This is a genomic window from Streptomyces sp. NBC_00310, assembly GCF_036208085.1.
Taxonomy (GTDB): domain Bacteria; phylum Actinomycetota; class Actinomycetes; order Streptomycetales; family Streptomycetaceae; genus Streptomyces.
Map to the genome: position 1 here is coordinate 8492132 of NZ_CP130714.1, position 24393 is coordinate 8516524.

At 71.3% G+C, this 24393-nt stretch carries 22 protein-coding genes and 2 pseudogenes; 9 read left to right on the forward strand and 15 right to left on the reverse strand.

Annotated elements, in window-relative coordinates:
- Nucleotides 1–22: 22 nt before the first annotated feature.
- From OG202_RS37160 to OG202_RS37190, 7 genes and pseudogenes are all read right to left on the reverse strand, one after another.
- On the reverse strand, nt 23–1726 hold the full coding sequence (locus OG202_RS37160) for an AMP-binding protein (protein ID WP_328224212.1): 1704 nt from the start codon (nt 1724–1726) through the stop codon (nt 23–25).
- Nucleotides 1723–3744: an FAD/NAD(P)-binding protein gene (locus OG202_RS37165; RefSeq protein WP_327727389.1), complete on the reverse strand. Its 2022-nt coding sequence runs from the start codon at nt 3742–3744 to the stop codon at nt 1723–1725. Before OG202_RS37165 ends, OG202_RS37160 begins: the two co-directional genes overlap by 4 nt.
- 83 nt (nt 3745–3827) lie before the next feature.
- Complete coding sequence (locus OG202_RS37170; RefSeq protein ID WP_328224213.1) at nt 3828–5159, reverse strand: methylaspartate mutase; 1332 nt, start codon at nt 5157–5159, stop codon at nt 3828–3830.
- Complete coding sequence (locus tag OG202_RS37175; RefSeq protein WP_326575793.1) at nt 5156–5671, reverse strand: cobalamin B12-binding domain-containing protein; 516 nt, start codon at nt 5669–5671, stop codon at nt 5156–5158. The genes OG202_RS37170 and OG202_RS37175 overlap by 4 nt, the downstream gene beginning before the upstream one ends.
- Before the next feature lie 125 nt (nt 5672–5796).
- Entirely contained in the window at nt 5797–6213 is a 417-nt protein-coding gene (locus OG202_RS37180; RefSeq protein ID WP_326575791.1) for a cupin domain-containing protein, read from the reverse strand.
- A gap of 190 nt (nt 6214–6403) precedes the next feature.
- A complete protein-coding gene (locus OG202_RS37185; RefSeq protein ID WP_328224761.1) occupies nt 6404–7078 on the reverse strand; it encodes a substrate-binding domain-containing protein in 675 nt (224 codons plus the stop codon).
- 57 nt (nt 7079–7135) lie between these two features.
- Nucleotides 7136–7333: pseudogene (locus tag OG202_RS37190) on the reverse strand (helix-turn-helix domain-containing protein); the annotation flags it as partial.
- A 244-nt stretch (nt 7334–7577) separates the two neighbouring features.
- Here OG202_RS37190 and OG202_RS37195 point away from each other — a divergent pair.
- The gene (locus tag OG202_RS37195; protein WP_328224214.1) at nt 7578–8195 is read left to right on the forward strand and encodes a CGNR zinc finger domain-containing protein; all 618 of its coding nucleotides are present in this window, start codon (nt 7578–7580) and stop codon (nt 8193–8195) included.
- Nucleotides 8196–8430: 235 nt separating this feature from the next.
- The gene (locus OG202_RS37200; RefSeq protein ID WP_328224215.1) at nt 8431–9819 is read left to right on the forward strand and encodes a vanadium-dependent haloperoxidase; all 1389 of its coding nucleotides are present in this window, start codon (nt 8431–8433) and stop codon (nt 9817–9819) included.
- Nucleotides 9820–9927: 108 nt separating this feature from the next.
- Here OG202_RS37200 and OG202_RS37205 read toward each other — a convergent pair whose 3' ends face one another.
- Nucleotides 9928–10569 carry a CGNR zinc finger domain-containing protein gene (locus OG202_RS37205; protein WP_327727388.1) on the reverse strand — a complete coding sequence of 214 codons (642 nt, stop codon included), beginning with the start codon at nt 10567–10569 and terminating at the stop codon, nt 9928–9930.
- 128 nt (nt 10570–10697) lie between these two features.
- Between OG202_RS37205 and OG202_RS37210 the strand changes: the two genes are divergently transcribed.
- The 3 genes from OG202_RS37210 to OG202_RS37220 are packed head-to-tail and all read left to right on the forward strand — an operon-like array spanning nt 10698 to nt 12882.
- Entirely contained in the window at nt 10698–11234 is a 537-nt protein-coding gene (locus OG202_RS37210; protein ID WP_326575785.1) for an HPP family protein, read from the forward strand.
- A 9-nt stretch (nt 11235–11243) separates the two neighbouring features.
- Nucleotides 11244–11885 carry a pyridoxamine 5'-phosphate oxidase family protein gene (locus OG202_RS37215; RefSeq protein WP_326575783.1) on the forward strand — a complete coding sequence of 214 codons (642 nt, stop codon included), beginning with the start codon at nt 11244–11246 and terminating at the stop codon, nt 11883–11885.
- Nucleotides 11875–12882, forward strand: coding sequence for a TIGR03571 family LLM class oxidoreductase (locus OG202_RS37220; RefSeq protein ID WP_327727387.1), 1008 nt, complete (start codon nt 11875–11877; stop codon nt 12880–12882). The genes OG202_RS37215 and OG202_RS37220 overlap by 11 nt, the downstream gene beginning before the upstream one ends.
- A 46-nt stretch (nt 12883–12928) precedes the next feature.
- Here OG202_RS37220 and OG202_RS37225 read toward each other — a convergent pair whose 3' ends face one another.
- The gene (locus OG202_RS37225; protein ID WP_326575779.1) at nt 12929–13738 is read right to left on the reverse strand and encodes a rhomboid family intramembrane serine protease; all 810 of its coding nucleotides are present in this window, start codon (nt 13736–13738) and stop codon (nt 12929–12931) included.
- A 138-nt stretch (nt 13739–13876) separates the two neighbouring features.
- Between OG202_RS37225 and OG202_RS37230 the strand changes: the two genes are divergently transcribed.
- A complete protein-coding gene (locus tag OG202_RS37230) occupies nt 13877–14230 on the forward strand; it encodes a hypothetical protein (protein ID WP_327727386.1) in 354 nt (117 codons plus the stop codon).
- A 76-nt stretch (nt 14231–14306) separates the two neighbouring features.
- Here OG202_RS37230 and OG202_RS37235 read toward each other — a convergent pair whose 3' ends face one another.
- Both OG202_RS37235 and OG202_RS37240 read right to left on the reverse strand, forming a co-directional pair.
- Nucleotides 14307–15707, reverse strand: coding sequence for an FAD-dependent oxidoreductase (locus OG202_RS37235; RefSeq protein WP_328224216.1), 1401 nt, complete (start codon nt 15705–15707; stop codon nt 14307–14309).
- Nucleotides 15708–15765: 58 nt separating this feature from the next.
- Nucleotides 15766–16773: a DUF4349 domain-containing protein gene (locus tag OG202_RS37240; protein WP_328224217.1), complete on the reverse strand. Its 1008-nt coding sequence runs from the start codon at nt 16771–16773 to the stop codon at nt 15766–15768.
- A 199-nt stretch (nt 16774–16972) separates the two neighbouring features.
- On the opposite strand from OG202_RS37240, the gene hemG reads away from it, so the two are divergent.
- Entirely contained in the window at nt 16973–18457 is a 1485-nt protein-coding gene (hemG, locus tag OG202_RS37245) for a protoporphyrinogen oxidase (RefSeq protein ID WP_328224218.1), read from the forward strand.
- Between the two features lie 4 nt (nt 18458–18461).
- Entirely contained in the window at nt 18462–19193 is a 732-nt protein-coding gene (gene hemQ / locus OG202_RS37250) for a hydrogen peroxide-dependent heme synthase (protein WP_326575773.1), read from the forward strand.
- Between the two features lie 54 nt (nt 19194–19247).
- Here hemQ and OG202_RS37255 read toward each other — a convergent pair whose 3' ends face one another.
- Together OG202_RS37255 and OG202_RS37260 are read right to left on the reverse strand one after the other, a co-directional pair.
- Complete coding sequence (locus tag OG202_RS37255) at nt 19248–20834, reverse strand: alpha/beta hydrolase (protein WP_328224219.1); 1587 nt, start codon at nt 20832–20834, stop codon at nt 19248–19250.
- A 158-nt stretch (nt 20835–20992) separates the two neighbouring features.
- A pseudogene (locus OG202_RS37260) lies at nt 20993–21755 on the reverse strand (TIGR04222 domain-containing membrane protein).
- A gap of 185 nt (nt 21756–21940) precedes the next feature.
- Between OG202_RS37260 and OG202_RS37265 the strand changes: the two are divergent.
- A complete protein-coding gene (locus OG202_RS37265) occupies nt 21941–22135 on the forward strand; it encodes a hypothetical protein (protein WP_327727380.1) in 195 nt (64 codons plus the stop codon).
- Here the strand turns inward: OG202_RS37265 and OG202_RS37270 are convergent.
- Nucleotides 22132–23217: an IS630 family transposase gene (locus OG202_RS37270; RefSeq protein ID WP_328224220.1), complete on the reverse strand. Its 1086-nt coding sequence runs from the start codon at nt 23215–23217 to the stop codon at nt 22132–22134. The genes OG202_RS37265 and OG202_RS37270 overlap by 4 nt on opposite strands.
- Before the next feature lie 169 nt (nt 23218–23386).
- Entirely contained in the window at nt 23387–24190 is an 804-nt protein-coding gene (locus OG202_RS37275) for a DUF4142 domain-containing protein (RefSeq protein WP_326575767.1), read from the reverse strand.
- Between the last annotated feature and the right edge of the window lie 203 nt (nt 24191–24393).

Genomic DNA, 24393 nt, shown 5'->3' on the forward strand with positions numbered 1-24393 from the left:
CCGCGGCACGAGAGGTACGCGGTCAGTCTCCGTGGGTCTCCGGCACGTCGATGCGGTACTCGACGCCGCCCGCCGCCCGCTCCCTCAGCTCGGCGCGGCGGATCTTCCCCGAGGTGGTGCGCGGCAGGAATGGCACGAACTCGATCACCCGCACCCACTTCTCGGGCGGCAGCTCCGCCCGCACCCGCTCCAGAATCCCGTGTGCCGTACCGGCTCCGACAGGGTGGTCCGCCACGGCGACCACATAGGCCTTGGGCGCCCACAGGCCCACGGGATCGGGCACCGGCACCACGGCCGCGTCGGCCACCGCCGGGTGGCGCAGCAGCACCTCCTCCAGCTCACGCGGGGAGATCCGGTGGTCGAACGCCTTGAACATGTCGTCGGCGCGCGCCAGATAGGTGAGCGCGCCGTCCGGGGTGCGCAGCGCGAGATCCCCCGTGTGGTAGTAGCCGTCGGCGAATGCCTTGTCCGTACGGGCCTCGTCTCCCACATAACCCCGCATCAGACCCACCGGGCGGTCCGTCAGGTCCAGACAGATCTCACCCGGCCGACCGTCCGGGACCTCCTGCCCGGTCTCCGGGTCGAGCAGCACGACCGTGTAGCCGGGCAGCGGGAAGCCCATGCTCCCGGGCGCGGGCGGACACCCCGGGGGATTGCCGATCTGACCGGTGGTCTCCGTCTGCCCGTAGCCGTCCCGCAGGCCGATTCCCCACTCCCGCTCGACCAGTTCGATCAGCGACGGCTCCAACGGTTCACCGGCCGCCACGGCCTCCCGCAGGGCGGGCGGCCGGGGCCCCAGGCCCTCGGCCGCCATGCCGCGCCACACCGTCGGCGGCGCGCAGAACGTCGAGATCCGCCGGCTCCGCAGGATGCCCAGGATCTCGACGGGCGTGCTGCGCGCGGCGTCCAGCGCGACGACGGTCGCCTCCGCGTTCCACGGCACGAACAGCGAGCTCCAGGCATGCTTGGCCCAGCCGGGAGCGGAGATGTTGAGATGCACGTCGCCGGGCCGGACCCCGTTCCAGTACATGCCGGAGAGATGCCCGACCGGATAGCTGACGTGCGTGTGCTCCACCATCTTGGGCTTCGACGTCGTACCCGAGGTGAAGTAGCGGAACAGCGGATCGTCCGCGCGCGTGGGCCCGCCGGGGGCGAAGCCCACGGCCGCGCCGGCCGAGTCCTCGTACCGCAGCCAGCCCCCGGCCAGGTCGCCGCCGCCGACACCGATACCGGTCCAGCCGCCGGGGGCTCCCGCGAAACGGTCCGCCAGCTCGGACTCGGCGACGACGTACCGCACGCCGCCGCGCAGCAGCCGGTCGGTCAGCTCCTGCGGGGTCGCGGTGGTGTAGGTGGGGATGACGATCACGCCGAGCTTGATGGCGGCGAGCATCGTCTCCCACACCTCCTCACGGTTGCCGAGCATCAGCAGCAGTGGGTCACCGCGCCGTACCCCGATCGACCGCAGCCAGTTCGCCACCTGCCCGGAGCGCCGGGCCAGTTCCCCGTACCCGATCAGTCGGTCGGTCTCGGGGCCGCCGGAACCGACGATCCGCAGCGCGGCGCGGTCCTGCCGTGCGGCGACGCTGTCGAACCAGTCGAGAGCCCAGTTGAACTCGGCCGGACGAGGCCATCGGAACTCCGCGACGGCCTTGGCCCGGTCGCTACGGTGCAGCAGCAGGAGGTCCCTGGCCGCCAGGAACTCCTCCGCGGGCGACAGCGCCCTCATGCCGAGTCCCCCCTGCGGGCGCCGACCACGCCGGAGCCGCTGCCCGACTGATGCGGGATGATCACCGGCTCGGCCGCGGGGCGTGGCTGCTCGACCGGGCGCAGGGCGTCCACCGCGATGGCGTCGGCGTCCCGGTAGAAGAGCGTGGACACTCCCGGGCGGCTGCTGCCGACCTGGGTGAACCAGCGGGTGTGCTCGGTCGGGATACCGATGGCGTACAGATCGGGCTGCGCCCTGCCCTCCGCGTTCACGACGTGGAACGGGCTGACGGTGACATCCATGCCCCCGGTGACATGACGACTGCCGCCCGGCCCGTCGATCACGTACGGGCGGACCATGCCCTCCGCGACGAGCTGCTGTGTCAGGGGTGAGGTGTCACGGCGCAGGTCGGGTGTCGGGATACGGGCGTCGATCAGGGTGTGCACCAGTCGGGCCGAGCCCGCCACCTGCGGTGAGACGACTCTGAAGCCACCGGCCCGCTCATCGGTCCCGAAGTCGGTCCCGGGGCCGGCCACTTCCACCAGCCCCTGGCGGATCAGCGCCCGCAGCTGCTCGACGCGGGACATCGGGGGACCGGCGGACAGCAGGGCGTTGACGGGCAGGAACCGGCGGTGGAAGAAGCCCGTGTGCGACTCGGGAAGCAGACCGCCGTAGTCGACCGCCTCCCGAACGACGTTGCGGATGTCACGCAGGACGTCCAGCGCGGACTTCAACGGCCCGTCCAGGGTGCCGAGCGCGGCAGCCGCCAGATCCTCGTCCACCACCTTCAGCAGCCGCTCGCGGAACTCCTCGCCGGAGGCGAACCGAGTCTCGCCGAAGGGCCGGGCCAGGGCGTCGAGATCGATCGGCGGTACGCCGTCGAGGCCCATGGCCGACAGCAGGGGGCCCCGCTCCTGTCCGGCGCGCAGCGCGGCGGCGTGAGCATCGGCGAACACCTCCGCCGCCGTCCGGCCGCGGGAGATCCGGACGTGCGTGACGTAGTAGACGTGCTCGACCTCCTGGAGCAGCAGCGGCAGCACGTCCGCGGCGAAGTCCAGCTGGTCGCCGCCGGACTCCTTGAGGCGGGCGGCGCGGGCCGCGCGCAGCGCGTCCGCGGTGAGGAACAGCGCCTTGTGGCTGAAGTCCGGCCGCTTCTGGTTGCGCCCGCGCGCCGGGATGGGCAGCCCGCTGCGCGAACCGGCGACGATCCTCGGCTCCCGGCCGCTCGCCCGGTACACCAGCTCCCCGTCCTCGCCGGTGTCGAACTCGCCACCGCGGCCGACGGTCAGCGACAGCATCACGTCGTAGAAGGACAGCCCGAGACCACGGATGCCCACGGTGCCGCCGGCCGGGATCGTGTCCTCGCCCAGCGGCATGTCGGCCGCCGAGTCGCCGCACAGATAGTGCGTGCCGGGCGTGCGTCCCGTGAAGGCCAGCATCTTTCGCTCGAAGTCGTCCGGGGAGTTGACGGGGTGCCCGGTGGCGAGCACGACCCGGTCGGCCTCCAGCAGATGCGGAGCCGTGTCGAGGCTGAGCAGATAGCCGCTGTCCGCGCCGGTGCGCAGCGCGGTCACCCGGCCGGTGACGGGGACGACCTCCACATGCGGGGGCAGGTTGTCCACGATGCTCTGGTGGACATCGGCGAGGTACTGCCCGTAGCGGACGCGGGGCGCGTAGTCGTCCGGTCCCAGCGGTTCCTCTCCCGCCTCGGCGCGCTGTGCGATCCACTCGCCGAGGGAGGGGCCGGCGCCCGGGCGGTGGGGGCCGCCGTCCGGGGCACCGGAGTACATGGTCACTTGGCTGATGACGGTGTTCATGGTGAACCAGGGGTCCTGGTCCGTGCGCCACACCCGGCCGGCGCCGACCTCGGTCGCGTCGACGAGGTGGATCCGCACGGGACGGGGCGTGGTGCCGTGGGCGGCCCGTTCGGCCTCGGCCGTGGCACGGACGGCGAGCCGCTCCAGGACGGAGATGCCCCGGGGGCCGCTGCCGACGACGGCGATGATCAGTGGGCGCGTATCGGATGAGTATCCGGACACAGGGAATTCCTTGGTGGTGAGGAGGAACGCGCGAAAAGGAAGCCGCACGGCACCGGAGCCGCACGGGTAACCGGGCGGATCGGTCACACGGGCAGGGCGGCGCTGTCGCCGTGCTCGCCGCCGTGGACCGCCGCGGCCCGGTCGAAGGACTCCTGGATGTGCGAGAGCATGCCGAGCAGGTCGTCGGCGCGTAGGCGCTCACGCCCCGGCGCAGGCAGCGCGCGGATCGGCATGGAGCCGGTCGTGTACCACTGGAGGCTGCCGCGCGCGTCGATGTAGCTGCGTGAGCGCTGGGCGTTGTCGGCGTGCAGACAGTACGGAACGTCGAGGATGCCGCGGCGGAACGCCTCCGTCAGGGCGCGGCCCATGTCGGGGTGGATCTCCAGGACCGCCTCGACGAGGGACCGCGCCTCGGCGAGCACGCCGTACTCGTCCCCGGCGTCCGGCGTGCGCCCCCGCTCCGCGGCGGCGGCCAGCGCGGCCTCCTCCAACGCGTGGACGTTGTCCTGGATGGTGGGGATCCGGTGCGCCTCGGCCGGCGTCTTGACGATCAGGCGCTCGGTGCCGGTGAGTGCGGCCAGCCGGGCGCTGTCCCGCAGCAGCGCGAGGGCGCCCTCGGTGGTGCGCGGGAACACACCCATGTACGTGTAGAGCACGACGTGCCAGTCGAGGCCGGCCAGGTGCTCCCCGGCCAGGGTGCGCAGGGCCAGCAGTGCCTCGACGTCCTGGTCGTGGTGGGTCTGCTGGGCGTAGCTGAGGGAGATGCTGCGCAGCCCGTGCTGCCGGAAGAAGATCCCTTCCAGTACGGACAACGCGATGAGCAGACCCGGAGGGCAGAGCTGGCCGAGCATGCAGCCGCCGAAGCTCTCCAGGTGCGTGCCCGGTCGCGACGCCAGCAGTTCGCAGCTGCGCGCCCAGGCGTCCACCGACTCACGGATCGGGGTTCTGCTGTAGGGCAGGCAGTACGAGACCGGCCCGCCCTCGGTGGCATCGAGTCCGGCGTCCAGGAGGGCGCGGACGATGTGGAGCGGATCGGCCGAGCCGTGCCGTACCTGGACGGCGAATCCGTCGCCTGAGAGGCCCGACACGAGGTCGCGGGTGGTGTCGGCGCCGTGGGCGACGATGGGGTAGCCGTTGAGGTCGGTGCCCTCGGCGAGCGCGTGGCGGGCTGACGCGATGTCCCCGACACGGGTGTAGCTGTCGATCGTGAGGGTGCCCACCGCGCGGGCGCGGGCCTGCTTGACGGCGCGCAGTCCCGCGCGCATGCGCGGCAGGTCGGCGAAGCCCATCCGGGGCTGCACGACCAGTTCCCCGGCCCGGCGGGCGGCGGCGACCGCCGACGAGAACACGCCCGGCCCACCGTCGGGGTGCGTGACGTCGCGACTCCGGGCCGGGACGGGGTGGGAGCCGGTCACCGCGCCCCCACAGCGGTGAGTGCCTGCCGGGGGGCCTGGGTGAGATAGCGGCGGAACTCGGCGACTCCGGCCGCGTCCTCGAAGACGGCGTCGAACCCGGCGGACATCAACTCCGGCCCGTAGGTGCCCGCTTCGGCGCCGCGCACCCCCAGCTTGCCGCCGATGACGATCCGCAGATCGCGCAGGTCCGGTTCGTCGCGCAGGCGGCGGACCGCTCGGGCGCCGTCGAGCGCGCCGTGTCCGTTGACGCTGCTGATGACGACCAGCTCCGGCCTGAGACGCCGGCATTCCTCGATGAGCAGGTCGTCGGGGACGCACGAGCCGATGTTGGTCACCTCGTGCCCCATCTCTTCGAGGAGGAGCTGAAGGAAGACGAGGTTCCAGGTGTGGGAGTCCGAGGAGACGCTGGAGACGAGCACGTGGTGGCCGCCGCGCTCGACGGAGGTATGGGCAAGGGGTTCCGGTGCTTCCGGCCGGTCGGCGCGGACGGACTGGACGCTGTACGAAGACAAGGAACGGCTCTTTCGACTGGCGGAATAGCGGGTCCGCGGATGGCGGATGGCGGGTGCGGGAGAAGCAGAGGGCAGGGGACGGGGCGGGGGCCCGGTCAGGGCGGCGGAGCCCCCGCCCCGTCCGGTCACGGGGCCGCGGTGACGCCGACGGGGCGCAGTGGCTTCTGCGGGGTGCTGGCGGCGGCGGGACGGGTGCGGATGGCGAGCACGGTGCAGCCGGTGCGGCTGGACATCTGGTGCTCGGTGCCCGGACCTTCGACGACGAGGTCGCCCTTGACGTACGAGATCCCGTCGCTGTGGTCCAGCACTCCGTCGAGGACCAGCATCAACTCGTAACCGAGGTGCTCGTGGAAGTCACCGTGCGCACCCGGGGGAAAGCGGAGCAACAGGCCGACGGAGTCCTCGTTCTTCGACTCGTCCGGCGCCCACAGCACGTGGTGCTCCACGCCGATACGGCCCGGCTCGGACCAGGGCACCCAGGCGAGATCGCTGAGTTCGAAGCCGCTGCGGAACACGTTCGGGATATAAGAGATGTCCGACACTGTTTACCTCTCGGGATTTCTTGGAATACCTCGAGAAGCGTATGCAGGCCTGGCCGGGGTAGTTCCCTGCTTCCGCCGATGGGCGTTATCAAGATTTTCGATGGCGGCCGGAAAAAGAAAGGGCGGGTGGGGGTGCGGACCGAATCGGTCCGCACCCCCACCCGCCCTCTCGATGGGGTACTGAATGGCGTCACGCCATTTGTGTCACCGCTTCCCTGCCGACGCGCGTCGCCACGTCGCACACGGCCGAGACGGCCGCCCTGGCGAGTTCCGGGCCGGCCCACAGGGCGCGAACCCCGAGCTGGGCCCGGGGGAGACCCGGCAGCACCGCCAGGTGATGGCCCTCCTCGGGCTGACGTAACGATTCGCTCGGAAGCATGGCGATGCCGTATCCGGTGCGGGCCAACTGGCGGGCTCCGCCCATCGATCCGGCCTCGATGACCTGCGGGTCGATGCCGTACGCCTCGCGCAGGGCGGTGACCAGGATGTGGTGCGAGGCGCAGTCGGGGTCGACCGCGAGCACGCGGACGGAGGCCAGTGAGGTAGCCAGGTCCGCGGACTCCACGAGAGCCGTGGATCCCACCGGCACCACTTCGAGAGGGGGAAGCTCCTCGATGACGATGCCGGCGGGCGCGTTCTCGGGAGCGGAGCAGTCGCCGTGCACCAGGGCCACATCCACCTCGCCGGTGCGTACCGCCTCGTAGGCGTTGCTCATGGCCAACTGCCGGGGTGAGACCTGGACCTTGGGGTAGCGGTAGCGGCAGTCACGGATCAGCGAACCGATCCGGGTCTCCAGCAGCAGGGCCGAGGCGCCGATGGTCGTGCGTCCCTCCGTCTCGCCCGATGGATTGAGCGCGCTGGCCATTTCGTCGACGACGTGGAATATTCGAGTCGTGTATTCGTGAAATATTTCCCCCGACGCTGTCAGGCGGACGCCGTGTGGCAGTCGCTGGACCAGCTGCATGCCGACGCGCGATTCCAGCGAACGAATATGAGACGTGACGCTGGACTGTGCATAGCCCAGACTTCTGGCGGCTTTGGTGAGGCTCCCCAACCGGGCGACCTCACGAAATGTCCTGAGTTGATAGAGCGCAAGATCTATCGTCACGGTCCCCCCCATGAGACACGTATCCCCTGTGGAAAAAGCCGATCCGGTCGTTCCGGCAGGGGCGCCGGGAAAGACCTCGCGACGCGTGCCCTGGAATCGGCCACTCCGGAAAGGCGGCCCTCTTCCCCAAGGGTCGTTCTTCCGGGACACTCATCATTCTAACGGCTCAGTGATCGATGTTGCGTTATGTAAGAATCCTGCCATAGGCATGTGCCTCCGACAAGTCACGTCCCCATTCACCCCGTAAGGACCCCTCATGCTCCCCGACGCTCCTGCTTCGGCGCCGGCGGACATCCCTCCGCTGAACGGCGAACCCCTGCCTCTTGAGTTCGTCAACACCGTCTTCCCCGTGCGCGGCGCGCTGTGCGACGGCTTCCGCACCCCGGAGCACGTCGCCTGGTGGTTGGGCGCGTGCCGTCACCGATTCGCGACGCATATCCCGGACAGCGCGCTGTCCGGGATCGGCGCCTCCGACACGCACTGCTTCGTCCTGCTCAGGGATGCGGCCCGCCGACTGGTCGACGCCTATGTCCACCAGCACGATTCCGATCCCTGGGACGTGGCCCAGGTCAACAGGGTGTCGAGCCTGGGCAGGCCCTGGCCGCAGCTGCGCTGGAACACCGGCGGGCGGCCCATGGCCGTGGAGGTCGGTACGGCCCCGCCGATCGTAGCCGTCCAGGTCGAGATCGCCCATGCTCTGGTCGACCTGCTGGGCGGTGAGTCGGGAATGGAGCCCCGGGCCTGCCCCGCGCCTGGGTGTGTCTTCTTCTTCGACCGCGCGCGCTCCCGCCGGGAGTGGTGCTCGACGGGCTGCGGCAACCGGGCCCGGGCCGCACGGCACTACGCCCGGCATCACCGCCTTTCGGGAACCTGACACACTCAGACAGACGCGAATCTAACGGTCGAAGGTTGAGTGGTCCGTTAGATGAGGTGGACAATCCATGAATCTGCAGCATTGCGCGGGTGCATCGGAATAACCGATCGCTGCCATCTGTGATCACCCCGGTGACGGAGTGCGAGGACGCCATACGTTTTTCGGCGGAAGCCGCACCGCCGTGGAAAGGGCCCCTCGAGTCCTCTCCACGGCCCAGACCGACAGGGGACACCTCATGCTCCGCTCCGCACGTCAGGGCAGAACCTCACTGAAGACCGTCGTGGCCACCACGGCCCTCGCGGGGATCGCCGTGCTGGCCCCGGCCGACGCTGTCGCCGCTCCGTCCGCGCCGGCCGTCGCCGACACTTCGCGAGGCGCCAACGATCACGTCCTGTACTGGAACAACGCCATCCTGGACGTGTTCCGCAAGACCGGCGGAACCCCCGGCCCGCTGACCCGCGGCGGCGCGATCATGGATCTGGCGATCTACGACGCGGTCAACTCGATCCAGACCATCGGCAAGCCGTACCTGACCAAGGACACCACCGCCGCCGGTGTGTACGGCGCCCTCAACACGTCGATCGACTACGCGGCGTACACCAGCCTGCGGGGGGCCTTCCCCAACTACCCGGTCGCCGACCTCGACGCGAAGCTCAAGACGGCGCTCGCCATGCCCGACAGCTCCACCGAGGCGACGCGCGAGCGCGGGCGGCTCCTCGGTACCAAGACCGCGGACGCCCTGCTCGCCCACCGTGTGAACGACGGCTCCGCCGACACCACCCCCTACGTGGTGACCGATGCCCCCGGCCACTGGAGGCCTGCCGCGGGCAAGCCGGCCGGCGCCCCCAACTGGGGCAAGGTCAAGCCCTTCGCGCTGACGTCCGGCTCGCAGTTCCGTCCGGGGACGATCGGCGGGTTCAAGTCCGCCGACGAGCTTCTGAAGAGCCCCGAGTACGCCAAGCAGGTCAACGAGATCAAGCGCATCGGCGGCAAGAACTCCACCGCCCGCACCGCAGACCAGACCCGGCTCGCGCACTACTGGGCCAACGACATCGACGGCACGTACAAGCCGGTCGGCCAGCAGTACGACCACACCCTGGTGATTTTCCGCAAGTACCGGCCGAACGCCAGCTCCTTCGAGAGCGCCAAGCTCTTCGGTCTCACCTCGGTCGCCCTCGCCGACGCGGCGATCGCGATCTGGGACTCCAAGTACAACACCGACTGGGACGTGTGGCGTCCGGCGGACGCCATCACACGCGCCGGTGAGGCTCCGAACCCGGACATCGTCCCCGATCCGGCCTGGCAGCCCGAGGAGCAGGACACCGCGGGCAACAGCTTCAGCCCCAACTTCCCGACGTACGTCTCCGGTCACTCCGGCGTGGGCGCCGCGTGGGCCGGCATCCTGCGGAGCTACTTCGGCACCGACAAGCTCTCCTTCACCGGCGGCACGGACGACCCGCTGGCCAAGGGTGTCACCCGTTCCTTCACCAGCCTGAGCGCCGCCGCGCAGGAGAAGGCCGACAGCCGCAAGTACATCGGTGTGCACTTCGAGTGGGACAACACCGCGGCCCTGTCGCTCGGCTACAAGGTCTCCGACCAGGTGTTCCGCAGCGTTCTGAACTGACGACCGTTCTGAACCGGCCGTTCTGAACCGACCCGAAAAGCCGCCCGACCGGTCGGCCGCGCCCTTGAGGGCGGCGGCCGACCACCCGGGACCGGGTGCGCGTATCCGTCAGGCGGTTCCGTCGTCCCCTCGTACGCGACGGCTGTGCCGGGCGACGCGCACCCGGTTCCCACAGCCCGCCGTGCACCACTCGCGGCGGGCATGGCTTTGCACGAAGTACAGGATGCAGCCGGGCGCGGCGCAGGCCCGCAGCCGCTCCGCCCGCTCCCCGCCGAAAAGGGACACCGCCGCCGCGGCCACCTCCCCGAGGGCCACCCGCCGAGGATCACTCTCCAACCACCGCTGCACGGTCGGGAAACCCGGCTCCGCGGTCAGCTCCTGCCACTGGAGGGCCAGCCGCGCCGTCGCGTTCACCACGTCGAGGTGCGCGGGGTCCGGGGCCCCGCCCGAGGTCCGTACGGCACACAGTTCCCGCAGAGCGCGGCGGAGTTCCAGGAACGCGTCGACATGGGCGGGCCGCGAGGGCGCCGCCTGCCGGAGGGGGTGTGCCAGCGCAGGGGAGAACCGCTCCGCGTGCGACTCCAGCCAGGCGTCGAGATCCGCCGGCCGGGTCAGCGCGTCCACGAGACGGCCACGCATCCCACCCTTGATGTAGGTGGTGTTGACCAGGTCGAGCGGCAAGGGCTCGCCGGACAGGGGGAGCTGTTCGACGGCTGAACGGCCGCGTACCTGATTCGTGGTGTCGCCCATCGCCCCATCCTGGCCTGATCGAAAACCCTGCGCACAGCTAATGCTTGTTGTTATTGTTCATCCATTAGCTCGTCCATTGGCTCATCCGTTAGCTCATCCATCCGTGCAGTCCCCGTGGAAGGAACCCCGTGTCCGACGCCCCGGTCACCGAAAGCCCTGCCCCCCGCCGGTTAGCGGCCGTACTCTCCAGCAAGGCACCGGCCCGCGCGGCCACCTCCTTCATCTCGGTCGCCACCCTCGGCGGAGTGGTCGCGCTCGTCCTCCTGGTCGCCACCGGCAAGCTGCTCGACCAGACGGTGCTCATCCCGCCGCTCGCCGCCAGCGCGGCCCTCGTCTTCGCCGCTCCGGCGCTCCCGCTCGCCCAGCCCCGCAGCGTCGTCGGCGGCCAGCTGGTCTCCGCCGTCGTCGGCTTCCTCTGCCTGGCCGTGGCCGGCAGCTCCATCTGGACCGCGGCGGTCGCCGGCGGTCTGGCCATCGGCGCGATGGCCGCGGCCCGCACACCGCACTCGCCCGCCGCCGCCACCTCGGTCATCGTGGTCCTCACCGAGCCGCAGACCGCCCTGTTCCTGTTGCTCCTGCTGCTCGCCACGCTGGTGATCGTCGGCGTCGGGATCGTCGCGGGGCGCAGTGGCAAAACGGCCCGCTACCCCACCTACTGGTGGTAGGCCCGGCCGATGACAAGCCGCTATGGACAGCTGCTGTTCACCGAGCAGGTGCGCGACCACCAGGAGAGGCAGGGCAGCCGCCTCAACTACGCGCACATGACGGCGGGACCCGAGACCGCCGACCGTCTGACCGGGCGTGAGACCGCGTTCGCCGCCACCAGGACCAGCTTCTATCTCGCCAGTACGGGCTCCACGGGCTGGCCCTATGTACAGCACCGTGGCGGCCCCCCGGGTTTCCTGCGGGCGCTCGACGAGCGGACGCTGGGCTTCGCCGACTACCGGGGGAACAAGCAGTACATCACCACCGGGAACCTCGACACCGACAACCGCGTCTCGCTGCTCCTCATGGACTATCCGTCCCGGAGCCGGCTGAAGATCCTCGGCCGTGCCCGGACCGCCCACGTCGACGCGTGGCCGGGGTCGGCCGGCGACCTGCTGCCCGGTCGCTACTCGGCGACGGTCGAGCGGATCGTTCTCATCCAGGTCGAGGCGTACGACTGGAACTGCCCTCAGCACATCGAACCCCGCTACACCGAAGCCGAGTTGGAGGAAGCGCTCGGCCCGGTCCGGCAGCGCATCGCGCGACTGGAAGAGGAGAACGCCCGGTTGAAGCAGGCCCTCCGGTCCCACCCCGAGTCCCATGCGTACTGAGCCCCTCGCGGCCTGTCCGTCACCGTCCTTCGCCGCGCACCCGGGGATGGCACGCGCCTTCCCCGGAGGCCGGGCGACCCTGGGACTGATCGCGCCGCTGGAGTCGTTCGCGGGTGACCTTCCCAGCATGGAGGGCCATCTGGAACTCGCCCGCACCGCCGAGGACCTGGGCTTCGCGTCGCTGTGGCTGCGCGACGTCCCGCTCCTCGTACCCGGCCAGGGAGACGGCGGACAGCTCTACGACCCCTGGGTGTACCTGGGGGCCCTGGCCACCGTCACCCGGCGCATCACCCTCGGCACGGCCAGCACCGTGCTCCCCCTGCGCCACCCCGCCCATGTCGCCAAGGCCGCGGTCTCCGCCGACCACCTCTCGCGGGGACGGATGCTGCTCGGCATCGCCGCCGGGGACCGCCCCGCCGAAATGCCCGCCTTCGGTCTGACCGGAGCGGACATCGGAACGCGGCTGCGCGACGGCTGGGACTATCTCCGCCACCTCACCGGACCGTCCACCGGCGGATACTCGTCCCCGCTCGGAGAACTGGGCCCCGGCACCGAGCTCGTACCGAAACCTCTCCACGGCCGACTGCCGATGCTCATGACCGGCCGCGGCGGGCAGGCACTGGAATGGACCGCCGAACACGCCGACGGCTGGCTCTACACCGCACTCACCGTCGAACAGCAGCGCATGAACACCGCCCGCTGGCGCCGCCTGACCGGCGAGGCGGGCACTCCCGGCTCCAAGCCGTACGCCCAGGCCGGCTACCTCGTCCTCCACGACGACCCCCGCTCAGCACCCCGGCCCCTTCCCCAGGGCTGGTCCATGGGGCGCGAACCGCTCATCGAGCTCTTCAAGGCGTACGAAGCGGGCGGCGTCGACCAGCTTCTCCTGAACCTCCGTCACAACACGCGTCCGGCACGGGAGGTGATGGCCGAGCTCGCGGAACATGTGCTGCCGCATTTTCCGACGGAGCGGGGCGCTGAGCAGCCGCCTCCCTGAGCCCCTGTCGACGCGGGGGCCGCCGCGCCCGGTCCGGGCCCCGGCTTCACCAGCCGGGCCGGGCCCGGCGGCCGAACAGCAGGCCGCGGGGCTCGGGCGGGGGTGGGGTGCCGGGGCGCAGGGGCCAGGCCAGGAGCATGCCCGCGACGAAGCCGACGAGGTGGGCCGCGTACGCCACCGAGCCGATCTCGGAGACACCCTCGTCGGACGAGTAGACCGCCTGGAGCACGAACCAGGAGCCCAGCACCAGCCACGCGGGCAGTCTCAGGGGCAGGAAGACCAGGAACGGGACGAGCACCCAGACCCTGGCCCTCGGATAGAGGACGAGATACGCGCCGAGGATTCCGGCGATGGCCCCGGACGCGCCGATCAGCGGCTCGCCGGAGTCGGCGTTCAGGAACGCGTAGCCGTAGGACGCCGCGTAGCCGCAGGCCACGTAGAAGAGCGCGAACCGTATGGGGCCCAGCCGGTCCTCGATGGTGGTGCCGAAGATCAGCAGGAAGAGCATGTTGCCCAGCAGGTGCAGCCAGCCGCCGTGCAGGAACAGCGCGGTGAGGACGGACAGCGCGGGCGACTTGTCGTAGCCCGGCGGGCCCAGCGCACAGCCGCCCGACCGGGCGAGTTCACCGGTGGGCACCAGCTGCGGCAGCTGATGACGGATCAACTCCTGCGGCACCGCCGCGTACTGCTCCAGGAACGCCTGCGTGTGACACAGCCGGGCCAGCTCGCTGTCGCCGGGCACGGAACCGGCGAGACCCGGCATGAAGACGAAGACGAAGACGTTCGCGGCGATGAGTGCGTAGGTCACGTAGGGCGTGCGGCCCACGGGGTTCACGTCATGGACGGGGATGACCACACCGGACTTGTGCCCGGGAAACGGGGCCGGAATCAGCGTGCCCGGTGTCGGCGTGGGCCTCGGCGCCGCCGCCGGTGAACGTGCGGGGCGGGTGGTGCGTATGACTTCTCAACCGCGGATCTACGTGAGGAACAGGCGATGAACGACCGAGTTGCCCCGGCGATGCACGCCACCCCCGATGGTGAGGCCGAGATTTCGCTGGTGGTGCGGCTGCCCTGGGAAGACGTGGCCGCGCTCGGCCAGGAGGCCGGGCGGCTGGCGGCGCGGATGCAGCGGCCGGTGACGCTGGACGAGGCGGTCAGCCATCGGCTGCGCTCTGCTCGGCCCGCCGCGGCGCATGCGAAGCCGGCTGCGGCGCCGACGGCGCCCCCGGCTGTGACCTCGTCCGCTTCGGTGTCCTCGTCCGCCTCGGTGTCCTCGTTGCCGGCTCGGCCGCCGGCGGAGCAGGCTCGGCAGGCGATCGATCGGATCACGGGTACGTCGGCTGTGTGACGGGGGCGCCGTAGGGGTGCTTGCGCGTTGTCGGCCGCGGGATCGTCGTGGCCGGTCGCGCAGTTCCCCGCGCCCCTCAAGAGCCCGAGCGCACCGCCGCTGTCGCCTTTCTCGCCGCCACCAGGATCGGGTCCCAGACCGGGGAGAAGGGCGGGGCGTAACCGAGGTCCAGGGCGGTCATCTGTTCAACCGTCATGCCCGCTGTCAGGGCCACCGCCGCGATGTCGACCCGCTTGCCCGCGCCCTCCCGGCCGACGATCTGGACGCCCAGCAGGCGGCCGGTGCGGCGTTCGGCGAGCATTTTCACCGTCATGAGGGCGGCGCCGGGGTAGTAGCCGGCGCGGCTGGTGGACTCGATGGTGACGCTGGCGTACCGGAGGCCGGCCCGGTCGGCGTCCTTCTCCCGGAGGCCGGTGCGGGCGATCTCCAGGTCGCAGACCTTGCTGACGGCGGTGCCGACGACGCCGGGAAAGGTGGCGTAACCGCCGCCGACGTTGGCGCCGATGATCTGGCCGTGCTTGTTGGCGTGGGTGCCGAGCGGGATGTGGCGCAGGCGGCCGGAGACCAGGTCGAGGACCTCGACGCAGTCGCCGCCGGCCCAGATGTTCTCGTGGCCCCGGACACGCATGGCGAGGTCGGTCAGCAGGCCGCCGTGGTCGCCCAGGGGCAGCCCCGCCGCCTTCGCGAGGTCCGTCTCGGGGCGAACGCCGATGCCCAGCACCACCACGTCCGCCGGGTACTCGGTGTCCTCCGTGGCGACCGCGCGGACGCGGCCGTCCTCGCCGGTGCGCAGGGCGGTGACCTCGGCGTCGTCGACCATGGTGATGCCCAGGCCCTCCATGGCCTTGTGCACCAGGCGGCCCATGTCCGGGTCGAGGGTCGACATGGGCTCCTTGCCGCGGTTGACGACCGTGACCTCGTACCCCCGGTTGATGAGCGCCTCGGCCATCTCCACACCGATGTAGCCCGCGCCGACGACCACCGCGCGGCGGCCCTCGGTGGCGGTCAGGGTGTCGAGGAGGGCCTGGCCGTCGTCCAGGGTCTGCACGCCGTGCACCCCGGGGGCGTCGACGCCGGGCAGGTCGGGGCGGATCGGGCGGGCGCCGGTCGCGATGACCAGTTTGTCGTACGCGGTCCAGGACTCGGTGCCCGAGTCGAGGTCCCGCGCGCGCACGCGGGCGCCCTCGACATCGATCTCCACGACCTCCGTACGCATGCGCAGATCGATGTCACGGGCCCGGTGCTCCTCGGGCGAGCGGGCGATGAGCCGGTCCCGTTCGGGGACGTCGCCGCCCACCCAGTAGGGGATGCCGCACGCCGAGTAGGAGGTGAAGTGGCCCCGCTCGAACGCCACGATCTCCAGATCCCCGGGGCCCCGCAGCCGGCGTGCCTGCGACGCGGCGGACATGCCCGCCGCGTCGCCTCCGACGACCACCAGGCGTTCCCTCGAACGTTCTTCACCGCGGCTCATGTTCATGGGAACACGCTACGGGCGTCCCGCATTTCGGGCCGGGCGCCTTCGGTCCGACCGGCCGTCAGTCCTGCTCGTCCTGCTCGTCCATCTCATCCTTCTCGGGCTTCTCGGGTGCGGCGGCCGGGAGCGAACCGGCGGTGCCCTCGGGAGCCGTCGCCGGTGCGGGCCGGCGGGAGCGGGCGAAGCGGAACCACAGGAGCAGGACGAGGGCCGTGGCCAGGGCGAAGGGAAGGATCGCGGCGAGCGCCATGCCCAGCCAGCGGAACACGGCGACGAACGCGTTCCAGCCGCCCGCCAGCGCGTCCATGAAGCCGGGGTCGTCGTCCTCGACGGCCTTCTTCACCGCGGTCTCGGACAGGGAGAGCGTGATGGTGGCGAGGCTCGTGCGGTCCTTCAGGGACTTCTGCTGGGCGAGCAGCGACTCCAGGTCGGCCTGACGGCTGCTCAACTCGCCTTCCAGGGTGACCACGTCGCTGAGTTTGGTCGCCCGGTCCATCAGCTCGCGGATCCGGGCCACGCTCGCCTGCTGCGTCTTGATGCGGCTGTCCACGTCGACGACCTGGTCGGTGACGTCCTCGGCCTTCGTCCTGCGCTCGATCAGCTTCCCGGTGCCCTCCAGTTCGGTGAGGACCTCGTCGTACTTCTCGCTGGGCACGCGCAGGACGACCCGGGTGCGTTCGCGGTCCTTGCCGTCACGGGTCGTGGACTCGTCGCCGATGAACCCGCCCGCGTTCTCGACGGTGGTGCGGGCCTCGTCCAGGGCCGTCGGAACGTCCTTGACCCGCACGGTCAGGGTGGCGGTGCGGATGATGTGGCTCACGGCGATGCGGGTGGGTGCGTCGGCGGCCTTGCCGCCGCTCCGGTCGTTGCCGCTGCCGCTCTCGCCGTTCAAGGCGCCCTCCTGCAGGGCCGCCGAGTCGTCGACCTGGCTCTTGGAGTCCGCCCCGCTGCTCATCCGCGCCCCGTCGTCGCCGGCACCGCAGCCCGTGAGGGCCAGGGCGGCGGCGAGGAACAGGGCGGCCAGGGCCCCTGCGGGCCGCCGGGAACGTCGTACGTGTGTTTCGGCCATTGCGGCGTACCCCCCGAGGGTCGTGGCAGGCGTGCTTGCCCGCCTTGCTGACGATTCTTCGACGCGGGAGGGGGCCGGAACGTTGGCGGGATCCGGTCCCGAAGCGGTCACGGTCGGGACTCGGCGAGGCCACAGGGGCGGACGGTCCCACGGTGGGACCGGCGTCATGACTGTCAGTGACATCTGAGAGGGTGGAGCCATGAGCGGATCACGTACGGACGTCGGGCGCGACGCCGGGCATGTCGTCGTCATCGGGGCCGGGATCGCGGGGCTCGCCGCCGCGCACGAACTGCTGGAGCGGGGTGCGAGAGTGACCGTCCTGGAGGCCTCGGACCGGGTCGGCGGCAAGCTGCTGCCCGGCGAGATCGCGGGCGCGCGCGTCGACTTCGGCGCCGAGTCGATGCTGGCCCGCCGCCCCGAGGCGGTCGCCCTCGCGCGCGAGGTCGGCCTCGCCGACCGGCTCCAGCCGCCCGCCACCGCCACGGCCTCGCTCTGGACCCGGGGCGCCCTGCGGCCGATGCCCAAGGGGCACGTCATGGGCGTCCCCGGCGCCGCGTCCGCCCTCTCCGGGGTCCTGTCCGATGAGGGCCTGGCCCGTATCGAGCGCGACGCCGACCTGCCCCGCACCGAGATCGGCGACGACGTGGCGGTGGGGGAGTACGTGGCGGCCCGCCTCGGCAGGGAGGTCGTCGACCGCCTGGTGGAACCCCTGCTCGGCGGCGTCTACGCGGGCGACGCGTACCGCATCTCGATGCGCTCGGCCGTCCCGCAGCTCTTCCAGGCCGCCCTGACCCACACCTCCCTCACCGAGGCCGTCCGGGAGATCCAGGAGCGTGCGGCCGCCGCCCGGCAGACCGGGCCGGTCTTCATGGGCATCGAGGGCGGCGTGGGCCGGCTGCCGCTCGCGGTGGCCGAGTCGGTGCGGTCACGCGGCGCCGAGATCCTCACCCGGACGCCGGTCACGGAGCTGCGCCGCGAAGCCTCGGGCGGCTGGCGTGTCGTCACAGAAGGTGCCGGAAGCGTCGGGACCCGTGTCCTGCACGCCGACGCGGTCGTCGTGGCCGTCCCCGCCCCGGTCGCCGCCGGCCTCCTGCGCGCCGAGGCCCCGGAGGCCGCCGCCGAGCTGTCCGGCGTCGAGTACGCCTCGATGGCCCTCGTCACGCTCGCCTACCGCCGTGCCGGCGTCACCCTCCCCGAGGGCAGTGGCTTCCTGGTGCCGCCGGTCGACGGCCGCACGATCAAGGCGTCCACCTTCGCCTCCCAGAAGTGGGGCTGGATCGCGGACGAGAACCCGGACCTGCTGGTCCTGCGCACCTCGGTCGGCCGGTACGGCGAGACGGCGATCCTGGACCACGACGACGCCCACCTCGTGGACGTGTCGAGAACGGACCTGCGCGAGGCCACCGGCCTGTCCGCGGCGCCCCTCGAAACCCGCGTCACCCGCTGGGACGACGGCCTGCCGCAGTACCCGGTCGGCCACCACGCGCGCGTGGCCCGCGTCCGCGCACACGTCGGGAAGCTGCCGGGCCTCGCGGTCTGCGGCGCGGCGTACGACGGCGTGGGCATCCCGGCCTGTATCGCGAGTGCCGCCGCCGCGGTCGACCAGATCCACGGTGACCTGCGCGCGGTGCGGGATCTCACCGCCAACCCGGTGCAGAGCCCGCACGGCGGAGCGGGAGAATAGGACCATGAGTGACGACGCCCCCACCACCGAGTCCGGCCGGATCCCGAACAAGGGCAAGCTGGCCAAGGACCTCAACGAGGTCATCCGCTACACGCTGTGGTCCGTCTTCCGGCTGAAGGACGTGCTGCCGGAGGACCGCGCGGGTTACGCCGACGAGGTCCAGGAGCTGTTCGACCAGCTCGCCGCGAAGGACGTGACCGTCCGCGGCACGTACGACGTGTCGGGCCTGCGCGCCGACGCCGACCTCATGATCTGGTGGCACGCCGAGACCGCCGACCAGCTCCAGGAGGCGTACAACCTCTTCCGCCGCACGAAGCTGGGCCGCGCGCTCACCCCGGTGTGGTCGAACATGGCGCTGCACCGCCCCGCCGAGTTCAACCGCTCGCACATCCCGGCGTTCCTCGCCGACGAGACGCCCCGCGACTACGTCAGCGTCTACCCCTTCGTCCGCTCCTACGACTGGTACCTGCTGCCCGACGAGGACCGCCGCCGCATGCTCGCCGACCACGGCAAGATGGCCCGCGGTTTCCCGGACGTCCGCGCCAACACGGTCGCGTCCTTCTCACTGGGCGACTACGAGTGGCTCCTCGCCTTCGAGGCCGACGAGCTCTACCGCATCGTCGACCTCATGCGTCACCTCCGCGCCTCGGAGGCCCGCATGCACGTCCGGGAGGAGGTCCCGTTCTACACGGGCCGCAGGAAGTCGGTCGCGGAACTGGTGGCAGGCCTGGCCTGAGCCCCGTCAGAGGCGCGGGGCCGTCACCGACGCGGCTCCGCCGCGCGGGCGCGATCAGCCACGACCGACGCGCAGCCGCTCCGCGGCCCCGACCCGCGGAGCGTGGGGCTTCTGTTCGGGCCGCGGCGCGCAGGCAGCCCTCCGCTCGGGCACCCGCCCCTCCAACAGGTACGCCTCCAGGTACCCGTTGACGCACTTGTTGGGCCCGCCCGAGACCCCGTGATTCCCGGCGTCCCGCTCGGTCACCAGCACCGACCCCCAAAGCCGCCGGTGCAGTTCGATCGCTCCCTCATAGGGCGCGGCCGCGTCCCGCTCGGCCGCGAGGATCAGCGTGGGCGGCAGCTCACCGGGCCCGGTCCGCACGTCGAGCGGCTGCTGACGCGGCCCGCCCCAGTACGCGCACGGCAGGTTCGTCCACACGTTGTCCCACGTCTCGAAGGGCGCGGTCCGCGCGAGCCGCGTGTTGTCGCGGTCCCAGTCCCGCCACCGCGTCGGCCAGGGCCCGTCGTTGCACTCCACGGCCGTGTAGACGGCGCGGGTGTTCTCCTGCTCGACCGCCGCCTCCGGGTACGGACCGGCGATCCGGGCCAGCGGCTTCGGGTCGCCCTTCAGGTACGCGGAGAGCGCCAGGGCACGCTGCGGCCAGTAGTCGTCGTAGTACGCGGCCTGCAGGAACGCGCCCTGCAACTGCCCCGGCCCGACCTTGCCGCCGGCGGGCCGGGTGGCCAGCCGTGCCGCCGCCCGCTCGTAACTCCGCAGCACCTTGTCCGGGGTGTCGCCCAGCCCGTACACCTGGTGGTGCTTGGCGACCCAGGCCCGGAAGTCCGCCCAGCGTTCCTCGAACGCGGCCGACTGGTCGAGGTTGTTGCGGTACCAGATCTGTGCGGGGTCCGGGTTCACCGCCGAGTCGAAGACCATCCGGCGTACGTGCGAGGGGAACAGCGCCGCGTACAGCGCCCCGAGGTACGTCCCGTACGACGCCCCCATGAACGTCAGTCGCGGCTCGCCGAGCGCGGCACGCAGGACGTCCAGGTCACGGGCGTTGTTGAGGGAGTGGTAGTGCCGCAGCGCGCTCCCGCCCCGCTGCGCGCACGCCCGCGCGTACGCCTTGGCCCGTGCGATCCGCTCCTTCTTGTACGCCTCCGACGGGTGCGTCGGCGCGGGTGAGGGCCCCTGGCGCAGCAGCTTCGGGTCCTGGCAGGACAGCGGCGCCGACCGCCCGACCCCGCGCGGGGCGTACCCGACCAGGTCGTACGCGGCGCCGACGCGCTTCCAGTCCGGGAGGGTGCCGACGAGGGGAAAGAACATCCCGGAGGCCCCGGGCCCGCCCGGATTGAACACGAGCGCCCCCTGCCGGGCGACCCTCCTCCCCTTCGCGTCCTTCCTCGTGGCCTCGATCCGGCTGACGGTCAGCGAGATCTGCTCGCCGTTGGGCCGCGCGTAGTCGAGCGGCACCTCGACCGTCCCGCACCGCACCCCGTCCGGCAGCCCCTCCACCGCCGGACACTTCCCGAACCGGATGCCTTCGGCCGCGGCCCGCTCGGCCGGCCCACTCGTCCGCGTGTCGCCCCCGGCCGGGGGCGCGGCGAGGCCGCTCAGCACCACCGCCGCGACAGTCCCGTAGAGAACGGCAGCTCGCATCGAGGATCCCTCCGAAGCACGACAGCGACAAAAGGATGTTTCGTGTGAGAAGGGGCAAATGTAAAGCACCGGCCGCCCGTGTGTTCTTCCGGGGCGCGGGGGAGTCGCGCGATCAGCACGAACGAACCGCAGCCCGCGACCCGCCCACGCCGATGGCGCTATCGATGGCCGAACGCCGCCCGTAACGCGGCGGACTCCACCGCCCCCACCCCCCGGACGGCCACCGAGACAAGGTCCGCCGAGTCACCCCCGCCCCGTTCCACCACGGCCCCCAACACCCGCACCCCCTCCGCGGACGCCCACCGCGTACACGGCTGCCCCTCGACCCGCACGATGACGAGACAGCTGAGCGTCAGCACCAGCGGCAAGGCGAACCACAAGGCGACCAGCACGCGGTGCTCCTCGAAGCCCTGCGAGGGCAGCATCAACGCCAGCGCCCCCAACCCGCACACGCCCAGCGCGGCGCCCCGTACCTGGGTGACCGCGTCGGCGACGCTCGTGCGCACGGCCTCCGGCACGGCCAGGCCCGCCGCGACGAGCCGGTCGGACAGGCGGCGTACGGGGTCCGCGGTCGCGGCGCTCCGCCGTACGGACGCTATCCGGGACTGCCCGCCGGGGCCTATCGCGCCGATGACCGAGCGTTCCATCTCGTCGCGCCCGTCCGGGTCCACGACCGTCGCCCAGCCGGTGTGGGCGAGGAGGAGGCGGCGCCGGCGGGCCATGGAGACGAGGGTGAGGTCGGCGACGCGCGCCGGGCCGCCGGACAGGAACGCCGCCTCGTACAGCGTCAGCCGGTGGCAGGGCGTGGTCCGCGTGGACGTCGGTGTCGGCGTCCGCCGCACGCAGCGAGGTCAGGCACAGTCGGGCACAGGACACGCCGGCGGCGGCCCAGGCCAGGAGGAGGAAGAGGACCCAGAGCATGGCGTGTTTGTATGCGCCGGCCGGAGGCGGTGGCGCGCGATGTCCTTAATCCGGAGGGAAGGTTCCCGGTCTCTTCCGTTTGTTCGCCCTTGCGGCCCGCAATTGCCAGGCCCCGCAATGGCCAGGCCCCGCGAGCGGCGGGACGGCCGAGTTGTCGCGTTGTAGGGTCCGATCGGGGGGTGATCATGTCGGATCGCGGCTGGGACGACGACAGCGAGTACCAGGAGGCGGTCCGGCGGGCCGAGCGGGCGACGCGGTTCGGCTGGTCGGCCATCGGCGGCACGCTGGGGGCCCTCGGCTGTGCGCTGATCGCCGCGGTCGTCGTCTGCGCGGCCGTGGTCGTCGCGTGCGTGTACGTCGTGGTGGCGATGCCGGACTAGTGATCTGGTCCGGAGATCCTGTCGCAGTAGCGGCAGATCCGGTCGATGATCTGGTCGGCTGTCTTGGTCCACTTGAACGGCCTGGCGTCCTCGTTCCAGGTCTTGATCCAGTCTTCGAGCGCGGTCTTGAGTTCGTCGAGGGAGCAGAACACGCCGCGTTCGAGGCAGCGCCGCTGCAGTTCGGCGAACCACCGCTCGACCTGGTTGATCCAGGACGAGTACGTGGGCGTGAAGTGCAGCTCGAACCGGGGGTGCGCGAGCAGCCATTTGTGCACCACCGGTGCCTTGTGGGTGGAGAGGTTGTCGCAGATCACGTGGACCGCCAGGCCAGGATCGGTCTGGCGGTCGATCTCGTCGAGGAAGTCGCGGAAGTCCACGGCCCGGTGCTGCGCGGACAGTTTGCCGATCACCTTGCCGGTGGCGGTGTTCAGGGCGGCGAACAGGTCCACGGTGCCGTGCCGGACGTAGTCGAAGCTGCGGCGCTCCGGGGTGCCCGGGATCATCGGCACTACCGGAGCTGTCCGTTCCAGGGCCTGGATCTGCGGTTTCTCGTCGACCGCGAATACGGCCGCGTTCGCCGGCGGGGCGAGATACAGTCCGACCACGTCACGGATCTTGTCGATCAGCAGCGGCTCCGGAGAGATCTTGAAGGTCTCCGTGCGCCAGGGCTGCAGCCCGAAGGCCCGCCAGATCCGCAGCACACTCGTCGGTGAGATCCCCACCCGCCGGGCCAACTCCCGCTTCGACCAGTGGGGGGCGCCTTCGGGCACCTCTTCCAGCGTGCGCACCACCACCTCTTCCACCTGGGCGTCGGTGATGGTGCGGGGCACGCCGGGACGCGGCTCGTCGGACAGGCCATCGAGACGGCGTTGCAGAAATCTGGTCCGCCACCGGCTCACGGTCCCGCGATCGGTGTCCAGCCGCGCGGCCACCGCGGTGTTGTTCAGCCCGTCCGCGCAGGCCAGCACGATCCGTGCCCGCTTGGCCAGGCCCTGCGCGGTTGTCCGCCGTTTGGCCCACCCCCGCAACACCAGCCGCTCGTCCTCGGATAACACCAGCGGTTGCAGCCTGCTGTCCCCCATTCCACCAGCAGACCGCAACCGCCAGCCGCTGTCAGCGCCCAAGCCGAAATCTGAAACGAACCACGACTCACGTGGCGAGACGTGAACTCAAGACCAGCTCACTAGGTGATGCGTGACCGGATGGCGCGTGACCAGGTGGCGCGTGACCAGCAGGTCCGGCGGGTGGCTCTCAGCCGTCGTCCTCCACCGGCCCGTTGGCGGCCGGCGGCAGGGTGTAGCGGGGTGCGGACGTGGCCGGGGCCGGGGTGGTCGGTGTGGGTGACGGGGTCACCGGGACGGGGGAGCCGGGGTCGTTCAGCGGGCCGGACGTGGCCGGGGAGCCGGTGGGGGCCGGGGCGCCCGCGGCGAGGGTGTCGCGGGCGATCGCGTCGTAGTCGACGAGCCCGGTGGCCTCCAGGACCTTGATGTGGTCGAGGACGGTGGTGTTGGCGTCGTCGGCGAGGCCGCGGACCAGCGAGTTGCGGGTGGTGGCGCGGACCTGGGCGACGACGGAGAAGACCTTGCCGTGCGCCAGGCGCAGGATGTTGGCGAACTCGCGGTCGTAATTCGCGCCCTGCGCCGCCGTCAGGGTGTCCAGCCACGCCTTCTGCTGGTCGCTCGGCTGATTGGGCAGGGGCAGGCCGAGGCGCGCGGCGACGTCGCGGACGCGGGCGTCGAGGACGGTGTGCCCCTCGATGAGATGCTCCCCGGCGGTCCGTACGGCCTCGGTGGTGCCCTTGGTCTCGGCCTGCTGCCCGGCGGGCAGCTCCCACAGCCCCGCCAGCCTGACCTTGGTGACGAACTCCCGGTCCAGGGCGGACAAGGGACCGTACCGCGTCGTCACGGTGGACGCGTTGAGCACGCTGACGTCGGTGCCCGAGCGGTCCGCGTAGGACCAGATCGGGAAGACCAGCGCGATGAGCGTCGCCGTCAGTCCGGCGACGATGAGTCCTGTGCCACTGAACAGTCCCCCTCTGCCGTTGGTGGTTCGCATGGTGCCTCCTGCTCGCGGCACCGCACGCTAGTGCGCAACGGGTGCTGATTGGCCTACGGACCGGTATGTTACTGCCCGGTCTACGCCAACTGCCGTATGCGGAGGAACGGTTGAGGAGGGGGCAAAGCGCGTCGGATGGGGTACGCGAAGGGGTGGATGAATGGCGCTGAAACGTGTCACAAGGGGCGGTGAACCCGTGTGAG